Origin of the sequence: Prochlorococcus sp. MIT 1341 (assembly GCF_034092415.1) — a bacterium.
Lineage (GTDB): Bacteria > Cyanobacteriota > Cyanobacteriia > PCC-6307 > Cyanobiaceae > AG-363-P08.
Map to the genome: position 1 here is coordinate 517,089 of NZ_CP139304.1, position 13,562 is coordinate 530,650.

At 39.7% G+C, this 13,562-nt stretch carries 10 protein-coding genes; 4 read left to right on the plus strand and 6 right to left on the minus strand.

Annotation, left to right across the window (positions count from 1 at the left end):
• Positions 1-105: 105 nt before the first annotated feature.
• The 5 genes from SOI84_RS02580 to SOI84_RS02600 form a co-directional block, all read right to left on the minus strand.
• Positions 106-1,824, minus strand: a complete 1,719-nt coding sequence (locus SOI84_RS02580) for an ATP-dependent DNA helicase (RefSeq protein ID WP_320674856.1) — start codon at positions 1,822-1,824, stop codon at positions 106-108.
• The gene (locus tag SOI84_RS02585) at positions 1,821-5,651 is read right to left on the minus strand and encodes a UvrD-helicase domain-containing protein (RefSeq protein ID WP_320674857.1); all 3,831 of its coding nucleotides are present in this window, start codon (positions 5,649-5,651) and stop codon (positions 1,821-1,823) included. The genes SOI84_RS02580 and SOI84_RS02585 overlap by 4 nt, the downstream gene beginning before the upstream one ends.
• A gap of 225 nt (positions 5,652-5,876) precedes the next feature.
• Complete coding sequence (locus SOI84_RS02590; RefSeq protein ID WP_320674858.1) at positions 5,877-6,440, minus strand: methyltransferase family protein; 564 nt, start codon at positions 6,438-6,440, stop codon at positions 5,877-5,879.
• A 452-nt stretch (positions 6,441-6,892) separates the two neighbouring features.
• Positions 6,893-10,207 (minus strand): exodeoxyribonuclease V subunit gamma, encoded by a 3,315-nt coding sequence (locus SOI84_RS02595; RefSeq protein WP_320674859.1) that lies wholly within the window; start codon positions 10,205-10,207, stop codon positions 6,893-6,895.
• Positions 10,208-10,431: 224 nt separating this feature from the next.
• Positions 10,432-11,169 carry a pyridoxine 5'-phosphate synthase gene (locus SOI84_RS02600; RefSeq protein ID WP_320674860.1) on the minus strand — a complete coding sequence of 246 codons (738 nt, stop codon included), beginning with the start codon at positions 11,167-11,169 and terminating at the stop codon, positions 10,432-10,434.
• 152 nt (positions 11,170-11,321) lie between these two features.
• Here SOI84_RS02600 and SOI84_RS02605 point away from each other — a divergent pair, with 152 nt between their 5' ends.
• Genes SOI84_RS02605 through grxD form a run of 4 tightly spaced genes read left to right on the plus strand, consistent with a single transcriptional unit; the run spans position 11,322 to position 13,223 of the window.
• Positions 11,322-12,008: a lysophospholipid acyltransferase family protein gene (locus SOI84_RS02605; RefSeq protein WP_320674861.1), complete on the plus strand. Its 687-nt coding sequence runs from the start codon at positions 11,322-11,324 to the stop codon at positions 12,006-12,008.
• A 39-nt stretch (positions 12,009-12,047) separates the two neighbouring features.
• Positions 12,048-12,584, plus strand: a complete 537-nt coding sequence (locus SOI84_RS02610) for a hypothetical protein (protein ID WP_320674862.1) — start codon at positions 12,048-12,050, stop codon at positions 12,582-12,584.
• Between the two features lie 56 nt (positions 12,585-12,640).
• Positions 12,641-12,874 carry a BolA/IbaG family iron-sulfur metabolism protein gene (locus SOI84_RS02615; protein WP_320674863.1) on the plus strand — a complete coding sequence of 78 codons (234 nt, stop codon included), beginning with the start codon at positions 12,641-12,643 and terminating at the stop codon, positions 12,872-12,874.
• Between the two features lie 25 nt (positions 12,875-12,899).
• Positions 12,900-13,223 carry a Grx4 family monothiol glutaredoxin gene (grxD, locus tag SOI84_RS02620; protein WP_320674864.1) on the plus strand — a complete coding sequence of 108 codons (324 nt, stop codon included), beginning with the start codon at positions 12,900-12,902 and terminating at the stop codon, positions 13,221-13,223.
• A gap of 16 nt (positions 13,224-13,239) precedes the next feature.
• Here grxD and SOI84_RS02625 read toward each other — a convergent pair whose 3' ends face one another.
• Complete coding sequence (locus SOI84_RS02625; RefSeq protein WP_320674865.1) at positions 13,240-13,512, minus strand: DUF6761 family protein; 273 nt, start codon at positions 13,510-13,512, stop codon at positions 13,240-13,242.
• Positions 13,513-13,562: the final 50 nt, after the last annotated feature.

Below are 13,562 nucleotides of genomic sequence, written 5' to 3' on the forward strand. Positions count from 1 at the left end.
ATCACCCGAGGCCTACCACTCATTAGAATTCCAAGCAAAAGAATGCTGTACCAACCTGATTGACAAAGTAAATTTTCGATTTAAATAAATTGATAAAAAGTTTTCTCAGCCATCTTTACCAATTGGCATAAATAAATCAACGTGATCACTGGCCCTAGTTATAGCTGTATATAACAATCTCATCTCATATTCTTGATTGGTGTTCTTTGATGTATTTATCTGAGACTGAGCAACCTGAAATTCTTCTGGCCATAAAACAAAAACATTTTTGGCCTCACTTCCTTGAGATTTATGAATTGTCAAAGCCATTGCTGGCTCTAAAGCCTTTATCCGGGAAGGATTTATTAAAATAATGGATCCCCCTACCTCATCAATAGAAACCCTAAACAAAATACGTCGTCTTTTCCCGTCGCCAATAACTAGCCCAATATCTCCGTTTGCAAGAGCTATCTCTGGCTGATTTTCACAACACATTACAGGAAATCCCTGAGGCCAATACATAACTCCTAACCCAAATTTCTTCCCTAAAAAACTTTGGTGAACGTGATCTATACCCCATACCCCACTGCGTCGAGGACATAACACCATATATTCATCCAAAACATCAAAAAGCTGAGAAGCAATGGTTAAGGTGTCTGGTCTTGTAATGATTGTGGGAATATCGTGCTTGAATTGCTTAGCTACCAATTCCCCCGATAATTTGCTCAACTGATAGCTATAAGCCTCTAATTGGCTAGATAGATGAGAGGGTATCCCATTAAGTTGAGAATTGTGCAAAGAGAAATTAGATGACTGAGACGAATCAATAATTCCTTTCCAAAATGAAGATAAACCTTCCTTGCGAAGAAGATTACTTAAATAGCTTAAGGCTCCCTTATTTCTATATACATGATGAAAATGAACAGAACAATCATGATAATTTTTGAAAGCCTCAGACTGAAGTAAATGCCAAATCGAACCACCTCCAACAGGAGGTAATTGGTCAGGGTCACCAACAAGAACCAGTTGACATTTAGAAGGCAAAGCCATTAACAAGACACTCATAAGGCTTAAATCAACCATCGACATCTCGTCTACGATTAACAAGTCAATAGCCAGTGGGTTTCTCTTGTTTCTACGAAAACCTTCGCTGCTAGCCTCAAGCAGACGATGGAGAGTTATACAAGGAAGTTTATAAAGTTTTTCCCTCTGCAGCGAATCAAGTCTCTCAATGTTTTTCTGCATAGATTCCTGTAGACGCCTAGCTGCCTTACCTGTGGGGGCTGATACAACTACTTTGGAATCGGGACGTAGTGTTATTGCCCTTGCAATTATTTGGACAATAGTACTCGTTTTTCCAGTACCTGGACCCCCACTAATTAACAGAAGACCATGGTCATCAATTGCTGCAACAGCTCTGGCTTGCTCCTCATTAAGTCCAGATGGCAAATCAAAATCAATTGAAAGAATTTCTGATGAAAGTTTTTTTGATCCCTGAGATCTCCTTAAAAGTTCATCCAAGACAACTTTCAAATCCTCATGGCATCTATTCCAACTAAGTCGAGACTTACTTAACACTATTGGCGCTAAATCTCCATCGATCCAACCACTTTCGCGCAAAGCCTTTAGATGTGTCTCAGGCCAACCAGGTTGTCTCAACTCACAATTTGGGTAATCAGAAGTTAAGTCAAAAAACAATTCGCCATTAGAGAGAGAATAGATCAAAACATCTACGATGTCTTCTAGATGGGATGATCTCACCTTTGGGGGCAAACGTTTTAAAAGTAGCTTGTAGGTAGCACTAGCCAATCTTGGAGACCAAGAATCGAAATCGAAAAGGCTCATCTCCCTCCCTGTTCAAGCAATCGATCTAAAGCCAAGACTCGCTCTAGAGAAGTTGTTTCAACAATTAACCCAGGGATAAAATTGTTTGGACTTTGCTTAGAAACCGCCACCTCTCCAGGCATGCCTCTAATAAAAGCATAGATATATCCACCAAGGTGTCTCAATGGAACATAGCTTGGGAGCCTCCATCGAAGAAATCGATGGAGGGCAACCAAATACAAATTGGCTTGTAATGGATAATGATGACGAAGCATTTGCTTCTCCATCGCAGTATTGGTGTAATGAAATGGACCACATGCTTGACAATTACCTTCTCCATCCCTTTCGCCAATCCAATTGCTTTTCCAATCGACAACCCACCATCGAGCTTTAGCTAAATCATCGTTATCTGTAAAAACAAGATCTATAGATCCAGTAAAAAACCCTTTGCTAGAGATTTGTAGTTTAGAAAGGATATCAGCATAATTAGTTGAAAACCGAGCAGATGAACCCTGCCTAAAAGCATCAGCCAAATCATCTGAACTCACCAGTTTGCCATTTTGCGCTATTGGAAGATCGAAACTCATTTCATGAATTCGCCTCTTCTTAGTCAAATGTTTAAATTTCAACCCTCCTAAGGGGCCACCCAAAGGAGTATTGAAAACCATTTCCAAACCATTTTGGACAGAAGACAAGAGTTCCTTCTCTAGCCCTGCTCTTGAGAGTTCTGTGGTTATCAATTGAGCAGTTGACGAAGCATCCAATGCGCGACAAAAATCTACCTTTTCCAGAATCCGATGTAAACAATCCCCTGGTACAGCACCTCTCGGAAAATCAAAAAGAGGTCCTTTTGTTGACCATTCACTTTTACAAGAGTTCTCTAGAACGTCATCCATTAACTCAAAAGAGTCTGACAAGTCAGACTTCTCTTGTTGAGTATCACGCCCGACTTCTATGACAAAAGGATCAAGAGATTCTGCATTGACAACACTATCCTTTCCAGAGATCCAAGCGGAATAACTACTCCGGCCCCAACTTGTATCTAGACTTTTAGAAGGTATCGGTCCCAAGGAAAGTTCCCCTTTAATTTCCTGATCTACCCATCGTCTATTGTGATAATTCGCCCGTGCTTCATAGATAGTAATTGGGACCTTATTAGTAAGTAGCCATGCTCTCATCTGAGCAATAGAAAGTTTCTCATTAGATGCTTTGTTATCACATGGACTATGCAAGAAATTCTTCAAGGGATTGTCATCCTGACCTAATCCACGAGCCCAAAACAAAATCAACATCGATCGAGCTCTAGTCATTGCAACATATGCAATTCTCTCTGCTTCTTGTATCGAAGCGATACTATTTTGTTGAGAAATAATCCTTCCTTGACCCCACCCATGACTTAAAGCCAGTCTCCAGCAAGGTCCTTCGGCGTCTCGTAAAAGAGGATTCCTTTCGTGAGGAGGAGCTTGCCATAAATAAGGACATAAAACCACTCTGTACTCAAGCCCCTTGCTCCTATGAACAGTGACAACAGAAACAGCTTTGTCCGCAAGATCACTATGAGGCTGTCGATTATCAGGAATATGGGCTTTTGGTTGTAGACGTTCACGCCTAAACCATATAGCTGCACTTAACGGATCTAATGATCTTGAATGTATATTCTCTTGTACAAGTTGTGCGCATTGCTGTAAATCCCCCAACAAACGCCCTTGTTCCGAAAGATTAGCAATAGTCTGTCCCTTAAGACTATCTGCTAAGCAGCCAAGAAGTCCTAAGTGTGAGAAGTTCTGGGAAAGATCAGAAAACCTCTCAGCCAATTCATCTAATTCTCCGCTCATTTCGGAAGCCTCTAATCTGGAAACATTCCATTGGAACAATGCTGAGCAAGCTAAAAGTCGAAGGCAAGCTGTATCAGTTGGTTTAGCAATACAATCCATGAAACATTGAAGCAACTCAGCACCTTCGGTTTGAAAGACATCGCCACTGCTTACAAGTCGTGTTGGCAATCCAACTGAAGACATTGCTGATCGAATAGCGCTAGCCTGATCATGACGACTCACCAAAATACAAAAATCATCAGGCTTAAGTTCGCCTTTATGTCGATCCAAAAGATCTAAAACAGAATTTGCAACAACCTCTGGAATAAATTCTTCAATTCTGGTTTTTGACAGCAATTTTGAAGAAAGGTTATTTTTTCCTGAATCAAAACTCTCTAGAGTAATCAACTGGAGAGGGTACTCACCTTTATTCAGTCGAATAGGATCATCTTTACCACAAGAGTTTAATGAAGGTATCGGGAGGTTTGAAACTCTAAGGCCATTAGCCATAAAGCAATTCAATCCACTCATCAAAGTAGGCGTTGCACGAAAATTATCCAATAGAACATCTATACGATCTACATTAGCTCTAGCCTCTAAATAAACATTCAAATCACCTCCTCGAAACCTATAAATTGCCTGCTTGGGATCGCCGACCATCAACAAAAGATGATCTTGGCTTGTCCCAAATAACCTTCTAAGAATTTGCCATTGAAGAGGGTCCGTATCTTGAAACTCATCTATCAAAGCAACCTTATACCTTAGTTGAATAGTCTTTAACCATTTGTTCTGCTTCTTTATTTCAGGATTGCAGGTAAATGAGTCCCTTAAACCATTCTCAACAGCTCTAAGGAGACCTCCATAGGAAATAACCCCTTGACGATGACGACGTTCCTCAAGAGTCTTTAGACAGAAGTGAAGAGAATGAGTCCATACCTTTTCAGCAGGAGAATCAACTAATGCACTTATAGATTTCTGTAAAAGTGGATGAATAAGTTTAGGAAAGTCTTCCCCACACCTACGCGCAGTATCACAAAAAATTGCAGGGTGGAAATAATTCCTTAATAAGGTTTGGTCCCTTATAAATCCATAGGAGATATCTAAGCCTCTTTGATCAAGATCTCTGTTCTCAAAAAAGGTTTCTGCCCAGTTATTTACGATCTCAAATCTATTCTTTCTAGGTTTAGAACTAAAGGGTTTTGTATTATCGCATCCAAGACTTCGCCATTCTTGAGCTTGACGGCATAGATCCTCTTCTAATTTTTGCCCTTCTAAGCGCCAAAGATCAAGAAAATTTTTCAAGCAAGTTTCTAAATAATCTTTGAACTCAACTTCAAATTGACAAGAATTATTGAAAGTTAAATCATCATCATTTAAAGTCATACTTGGGTCATTATCTAATCTCAGTAGCGATTCTGATAGCGTGTCTATATTTAAACCAGCATCATAAAAGCCTCTAAGATCATCTGGGTCCAAAGTAAGAATCTTCTGATTCCAGTAGTCGTTAACTACCTCAAAAATAATTTCTTGTCCATCCCCCTCAAGAACGGGATCGACACCAGCAGAGCTATACAGTGCGTCTTTTTGCAAAGTACGGCTACAGAAACCATGAATAGTAGTTATATCAACAAAATCAAGGCCTTCCAAAGCCTCAAGTAGAAGCTGTATATATGAGATTCTTTGAGACGTATTTTTACGACTTGTCTCCAACCATACCTTAAGGACTTCATCTGGGTAGGTGTAATCAATTCCACCCTCAAAAGACTCAAGACCTTCTAAAGCCTGTTCAAGGCGATTACAAATCCTGGCTTTTAACTCTGCTGCTGCTGCCTCTGTAAAGGTGACAACAAGAATTTCCTTAATGTTAACTGTCCTCTCGGTGACCAGGCGCAAAACTAAATGAGCTAAAGCAAAAGTTTTACCTGTACCTGCACTTGCCTCAAGAAGCCTTAAGCCTTGGCCTAAAGGGTATTCATTTGGCTCAAATCGAACTTCTGAACGACATCTAAGATCATCCATTACTGGTATCCACAAAACTATTAGGGATCAAGAGATTGAACCTGCAAAAACTGCTGGACTGCATATAGGAACACATTGCATAACAAGCATAAAGAGGTTTCCAGGCAGAAGTATTTTTTCGAGACCAATTTATTCAATCAGTCACCTGGAAATTAAAAGAATTGAATTTAATATCTTTTTGCACTAAGAAAAATATTTCATTAGCAACAACACTTCGAAATAAATACTCACCATTAGTACTCAAAATCTCCAATCTAAAAATATTAGACCTTTTATTATAGCTGGTGTCTTGGCCATATATTTAACATAATTTGTATGGATCAATTTGAGCCGAGCTTCTTCCCTCAAAGCTTTAGCTCGCAAAATAATTGCAAAAATCAAAAATAAAAGTAGATGAAACAAGCTCGCTAGAAAAATACAGACTCCTATTGAACAAAGCAATAAAGCCTGATAAAGAGGATGGCGACAACGACTATAAATCCCTTCAGTAACAAGACTTGCGCCTGATTTCGGTTCCGGGAACGGTGAAAGACTTGAGCCCAATCTCAGAAATGATGTCAACGCTCTAAAAAATCCAAAAAAGAAAAGTACAGAACCAAAAATCCTCAAAAAGAGCAACAAAAATAGATTAAGGTCAATAAAAACCGGCCAGGCAGGAAAAAGATGAGCTAATACGAGAATTAATTGAATTACTAAAAACCATTCACCCTGAGAGTTATCAATGAAGCCTTGCCAAGAAATCTTCCATCCTGAAAATGCACTACGAAAATCAAAGGAGCCGAACTGGTCAAAGAAGCTACGCATGAACAATAAATAAAAAGAAGCAAAAACCAATTTTTTGAAGTTTCATTCAATCACTATTTACCAAGAAAATCCAAAAAAGATACATTACAAGACAAAAATGTTAGCTTTTAGGTGCCTTAAAGTTCGCTTTCCTATCAATTTGCATAGGGCAATTAGTCGCAAAGACAACAACCGACGAACGCCTACCTGCATCAATTGAAGTTTGCCTAATCCATTTGTTGGGAGCGGGTTTTAGATAAACCTTTTCGAAAGAAGCCAAAATAATTTCAAACCTTTTACTTGGATTTTATATTACCAAAGCTACTAATCAAGCATGTAGCAATTAAAACATTATAGGGCCTTAGAGCTTACAACTTAATGTACTTAACAGTAAAAGTTCAACAATCGTCTTCTTATTTAGACAATTATAAATCCTTATATATCTTTGAGAGTTCAAAAGAATACAAAAAATTTCAGGAGTTAATGTTATCAATTATTGGCTGATAAAGAAATGACATTGCATCTATAAAACCCTCTATCTCAAAAAGGTCAGAGGCTTCACAACTATCCCCAAAGCATAAACGCATCTCTGCCCTCTTAGATTCACCTTTATGCATAAAGCCACCTTTCCATTTTTTTTCAAATGCAATAAAGCCAGTTCCACAAAGCTTGTTCTCTGAAATTGAATATTCCCAACCACTCTCAGGAGGAACAGGCCAACACTCATGTATATAAATCGAAGCTAAGGTTTTGATTCCTCTAATCATTTCAAAGGCTTCTGAAGGCGAAATAGGTGAGAATTTAATGCTCAAATCAAATTCATCTTTCTTTAATGAAGATAAACTTCTTGAGACTATATATGTTGATGGAGAACTGAATTCGCCACTACAAATATGGAGATGGTTTATCCACGTTTCCATTATACATTTCGATGTAATCCTACCCGGTTGAATGATTAACATATTTTCTCCAGCCCATAAAGTCTTCTTACGAATATCTCCTAAATCTAAAGTCCTAATAGTGCATTTACCTATTGTAGAAATAGTTTCCTCCAAATTCTTAAATCTAGAGAAAAGTTGTCTTATCTCTAGTTTTCCAGAAGCTCCATAAGGTAATTTACCCTGTCCAACAAACCTCTCCTCCCATCTCGACAAAGACATATTTAGATCTACTATTTGTATATCATTGGATTCGATTTGATCAAAGCAATGGTCAAGGTATTCAGTAAATAAGGTTTGTCTTTGCCATTCCTCTAAAGAAACAGAATCCAAATCTTCTATAGGGTCAATCCATTCGCCTGGCCTTAATTCTAAATGCTCTAGCCAAATACGTTGAGGAGCACTTAACCACCTATGCAAAATATTAATTGGCACTTCTTTTGAGACACTTAAATCAGGTTTCTTCCATTCCAATGGAACTGCGAATGACTTTTGAGGAACAGAAGAGCAGCTATCCAACAAAAGCCTCGCGTCTAGATAACGTCGATCACAACTGACAGGAGGACGATTATTGGATGAGACGAAATTTTCACGACTTAGAGGGTTTGGGGAATGCTGTAATAAAAGACCTTCAAAAGAAAGAGGCCCAAGCTCTTTCTTCAACTGAGAAATCATTTGTTGAACAGGATTTGATGGAGGAAGATACTCGCCCGTTCGCTCCTCTCTCCCATTCCACGTGATCAGAAGATGCTGCCTTGACGACATTAAAGCCTCTAAAAGAGCATAGCGATCTTGGTCACTACCACTTGGATCGCCAAGATTCCTTTCTTGCTCTAAAAGATGAAAAGCCGATCTTCGCGAAGGTCTTGGAAAAAAATTGGCATCTAATCCCATAAGAACAATCACCCGATGGGGGATAGCTCTCATCGGTTCCAATGCACTAATAGTCAATGCGCCACTTCGATGACCAAATCTGCCACTATGAAGTGCAAGAGAATCAGCTAATAAATCTAAAACGACTCCTGAGTCAAGTAAAAGAGGACATTCTCTTGCACAATTAAGCCAATCATTAAGGGCAGTCAGAAAGCTTTCTCTCTCCCAATGCCAACTTTCAGCCTCGCTAAAATTTTCATCCAAAAGAGACTTAAGCAACCCAACCCATTCAGAACAAACTCGTGGAAGACGTAAATCTTTTATTTGATTAGAGAGCTTTGAAAGCAGGTCCCACCAGCTCATCAGTTGAGATGGATCCAATCCCTCAGAGAATGGTGCCAAACCACCAGGAGCAATTGAGGCATTTGATGAGAAAACTAATCCCAACAACCAACGTTCTAAGCACCAATTAAGACTGTGAGTTTCATCACCACCACGCTCTTCTTCATCAAGGCCCCACCTAAATCCTGTGAGCTGTAGGGCCTTGGTGATATTGAAAACTTCTTCCTGATCCAAACCATGCCGTTTCTGAATAGCAGGATTTGAAAGCAATTCCTGAAGGGAAGATGCCGTCAATCTTCCACTTGCCAATTGCAAAAGATCCAACATTGCTTTTATCAAACCTGGAGTATCTAATTGACTTCTATCAGTTATTCGCCAAGGAATATTTACCCCTGTCGCACCAATATCATTAAATATAGAAGAGATAAGAGGAGCGAAAGACTCAACTTGAGGAGTCATTATCAAAACATCACGAGGTTGCAGGCTTACGTCAGCCGCAAACCACTGAATAATTTGATCACGGATAAGCTGAACTTCACGAAATTTTCCAGGACAACTAAAAAACTGAAGAGAATTATCTTTAGGGTTTCTCTTCAGTTCCGAAGCTAAAGCTGGCTCAACCAACTGTTGCTGTAATTGTTCCAATAAAGATGGCTCATGTCCTGCAGCTATAGAAATATTTGCTGGTGCAGCAAACAAATTTTCTGTATAGCATTCACCTAATTGGCTCTCTCCAGTCCCTTCAACTAGTTGCTGAAACTCAGCACCCATACGACCAAGAAAACCCTCTAATCTCGGTTCTTCTAACAACCATTCTCCATCAAAAGGGTTTATCCAAGAAAGACCAAGCTTGTCTCGCCTGGTTCTCAATCTCTGCCAAAGATCTGAGCATGGAGTCAAAATATACATGTGTACATCTATCAACCCAGACAAGGCCTGTATAAATTCAATTTGAACTTGAGAGAGGCTACTTATCGCGAAGAAACGAAGAACTTTAGGCAACTCAAAAGAAGCAACCTCTCCTCTACGAATCTTGAAGATTGCCTTTCTAGCATTTATTCCAAAAGGTTCTGCCGAAATTTCCTTACCAAGCAAACGAATTAATGATGGTTGCCATTGCATCGATTCTGGAAGATCCTTATAGGCTTTTACATAAGAATTCCTACCTTCAAGCCAATCTTGAATTAAGCCAGGGCGATAAATTGCGTAATCATCAAACGCCTTAGAAATCTTATAAACGAGTGTCCATTCATCCTTATTCAATTGGCCTGACAAAGAAGGATTTCTACCCAACAAGTTTCGTAAAGGTTCTGCTTCATCCTTCTCAAGAAAATTTGGTAATACCTCTAACAAATACCAAACAAGTTGACTAGGCCTCCAAGGATCATCTATATCAGGGTCAGCTCCAAGAATAATGCCAACAAGCTTCTTCAAAAATGAGCCCGGGAAAGGGAATCGCACCTGAGCAGTAATGCCATTAACAGTTGCAAGTTGCTCACCAAGCCATCGACTAGTTGGCCAAGTGCTTACAACCACATCAATTGAATCGAATGGGCTTGGAGGGTTTAACCGAAGCTCCTCCCCAAGAACTTTTGCTAGCCATTCAATCCGATTCCCTCGAAAGACTTTTAACAAAGTTGTGTCACCGGTTTACTAGCTTTTAAGCCCAATATTAATGCTGATTTCTCCATATGATAATATTTTGCACAAACATAAATACACCGATTCCAAACTAAGATATAAACTCAAAATATTATTCATGCTAAGAAGACGTCTATTGCTTAATATAAGAAATGTCTAGAAAGTCTTGGTAGATAATCACGCTAATCTATTCAGCTTGAAACAGTAATTTTAAGTGGTTAGCCTAATGAATTACTATTTCTAGGATTTCTAATCAAATCCTTCATTTCTCTTACTGCCTGTCTAAGCCCAACAGCCAATGCTCTAGAAATAATAGAATGGCCAATATTCAACTCTTCCATATCCTTTATGGAAGCGATTGGTTCTACATTTTGATATGTCAATCCATGACCCGAATTAACCCTAAGGCCCAAGCAAGTTGCTCTAGCTGTTGCCTCTATAAGCCTAGAAAGCTGTAATTGTCGATTCTGCCAACTTGCTTCTGCATAACTTCCCGTATGAAGCTCTATCCAATTCGCTCCCACCTTTGAAGACGCCTCAATTTGAGGAGATAACGGATCTATAAATAAGCTCACTGGGATTGACTCTAATTTCAATTCATTAATCATCTCTGAAAGATGAGACTGCTGATTAACAACATCCAGACCCCCTTCGGTAGTTACCTCCTCACGTTTTTCGGGCACCAAAGTCACCATGTCTGGAGAAATCTTTAAAGCAATTGCAAGCATTTCAGAAGTAGCAGCCATCTCAAGATTGAGGCGACTTCTAACCGTTTGACGTAGTAGTTCCAAATCTCGATCTTGTATATGTCTACGGTCCTCTCTCAAATGGACTGTGATGCCATCTGCACCTCCTAATTCTGCCAACAATGCCATTGGGACAGGGTCAGGCTCGACTGTTTTACGAGCCTCACGAACATTGGCGATATGATCAATATTGACTCCGAGACTAGCCATAATAAAAACGAATTAAAGGATATTTTAATTAGGAAATCACACAATTACCTTTTATCCAATCTTTTACAGATAGCCGCAAAATCAACTGCCCAAAAAAAACGTACTCTCGCCTGAATGCCCTTTAGGTTCATAGCATTGCAAATTTATCGCCCGTGGCTTCGGCCCAGACAAACCGAGAAACCAACTTATGTCTTGGAGTAGACCCGTTTTGGAGTCCACTTGCAATGGTCCTCACTCAGGATTTGCTTCTGAGGAACTATTTTCGTGAAAGAATTGTTATCGGTAGAGAGCTTTTGCCAAAAACTGGGCCAGTTGTCTTAGCTCCCACTCATAGAGCACGTTGGGATGCACTTATGTTGCCAATGGCATCTGGTCGAAGAGTAACTGGTAGAGACTGTCGCTTCATGGTCACCATTACCGAAATGAAAGGTTTACAAGGGTGGTTCCTAAAAAGGCTGGGCTGTTTCCCAATAGATCAAAACAAACCTTCTTTGAAAAGCTTGCGCTATGCAATTGATTTGATGGCTAGCAGTCATCAACTAGTTTTATTCCCAGAAGGCCACATCAGACGCAGGAATGAGCAGATTTCTCTTCAACCTGGCCTAGCAAGGCTAGTTAAGATGGCCCAAAGTAAAGGGGTTCAAGTTCCTGTAGTTCCAATAGGCATTGGCTATAGCAATGCCATACCAAAGCTTTTTGGAAAGGCAGCGATCTGCTTCGGAGAAAAACTCCAATTAGAAAATTCAAACAAAGAATCTGCGGTGTATTTCAACAAAGAATTATCTCGACGCATGCATGCAGCTGAACAAGCTGCCCTTAAAGCTGTTGGAAGAATCTAGAAATCGCATAAAGTCTGGCTCATATTGCTTAAACCATTAATGCGATATCGCATAAGGATTACCATTTTCGCCCTACTTACAGCACTAAGCTGCTCTTCTGCTTCCGTTGTTGCAGAGACTAATCCCTTGTCAAGCTCAAGAGTATTAGCCCAGAAAAGTGCTGGCTTTAATGCTGATGCAGTTGAATCCCTAATCAAAAAAGGAGACTCAGCTGCTTCTTCAGGCAAGTTAGAAGAAGCTAAGAAAAACTATGATCAAGCTAGATCTGCATCAAAACAACTACTCTCGTTCTATAGAGATCTAAGTGGGGCTTTTCGGGGGTTAGATGCACGTATACCGCGTGAAATGGATGCAAAAGGGAGAAGAGTTCTAGGCCTACTGGCTAAAACAAACCTTAGACTTGCGGCCCTTTTTCGTCGCCAAAACCAACCTGAAATTGCTGTTCCAGTTTTAGTTGAAGTAGTAAGGCTTATGTCCCCAGCAAAACCAGAAGGACAAAAAGCTTATCAGCGTCTCTTAGAATTAGGGTTCGTTGAAACTCCTTATTCTTCAGCTGATAGGAAGTCCTTTAATTAGTTAAAGAGTTTCAAACAATCTATCTAGATCAATTAATTAAACCCACCACTTGAAAAATGGTTACTCCAGAAGAAGTAAAGACTGCGATTCAACGTGTTTTACCCAAAGCACAAGTCACAATTGAAGACCTTAGTGGTACTGGTGACCACCTACAGGTAAGTGTTATTTCATCAAAGTTCGATGGACTATCTAGGGTGCGTCAACACCAGCTAATTTATGAAGCCCTGAGTAATGAAATTGCCAGCGAAGCTATTCATGCTCTCGCATTAACCACTTCAGTACCCTCTTAATCAATTCTCTTTAAGGAAAATCGCTATGGAATCAAATGCTACAAATCGAATCAAGGAACTTATCAACTCCAATCAGATAATGGTTTTCATGAAAGGTACAAAATTGATGCCCCAATGCGGTTTTTCCAACAATGTGGTGCAAATTCTAAATTCATTAGGAATGAGTTTCGAAACATTTGATGTGCTCTCTGATGATGAAATCCGCCAAGGGATCAAGGAATATTCAAATTGGCCAACCATCCCTCAGGTATATGTGAAAGGAGAATTTCTTGGTGGTTCGGACATTTTGATAGAGATGTATAACTCTGGTGAACTTAAAGAAAAGTTAGAAATTGCGCTCGCCTCCTAAAGGCTTCAGCAAATACTCACCACTTTTTTTCCTTCTTGACAAACAAATTCCTCATGTCACCATCGACACCAACAAAACTTGAAGGGTCAAGAATCCAGCGATCAACTAGGCTCTCAAACTTCTCTTGTTCCCTAGGATTTAACTTCTCAGAACGCCTCAAAGCATGAATATATCCATCTGCATAAAGACGAAGCTCCGATACGCTATGCCTTCGAGTGATCAACTCTTGGCAAGCATCACAAAGAGATTGGAAATGTCTAATCGAGTCAGGATGATTGAGAGATGTCATGGTCTCAATTTAAATCAAACTAAGCCAACAAACCGTCATCTAATTTGGTT

Bases quoted from the DNA above. Each gene is read 5' to 3' on its own strand.
- SOI84_RS02580 (WP_320674856.1), bottom strand. From the start codon at position 1,824: ATGAGCCTTTTCGATTTCGATTCTTGGTCTCCAAGATTGGCTAGTGCT.
- SOI84_RS02590 (WP_320674858.1), bottom strand. From the start codon at position 6,440: ATGCGTAGCTTCTTTGACCAGTTCGGCTCCTTTGATTTTCGTAGTGCA.
- SOI84_RS02600 (WP_320674860.1), bottom strand. From the start codon at position 11,169: ATGGCTAGTCTCGGAGTCAATATTGATCATATCGCCAATGTTCGTGAG.
- SOI84_RS02610 (WP_320674862.1), top strand. From the start codon at position 12,048: ATGCGATATCGCATAAGGATTACCATTTTCGCCCTACTTACAGCACTA.
- SOI84_RS02615 (WP_320674863.1), top strand. From the start codon at position 12,641: ATGGTTACTCCAGAAGAAGTAAAGACTGCGATTCAACGTGTTTTACCC.
- grxD (WP_320674864.1), top strand. From the start codon at position 12,900: ATGGAATCAAATGCTACAAATCGAATCAAGGAACTTATCAACTCCAAT.
- SOI84_RS02625 (WP_320674865.1), bottom strand. From the start codon at position 13,512: ATGACATCTCTCAATCATCCTGACTCGATTAGACATTTCCAATCTCTT.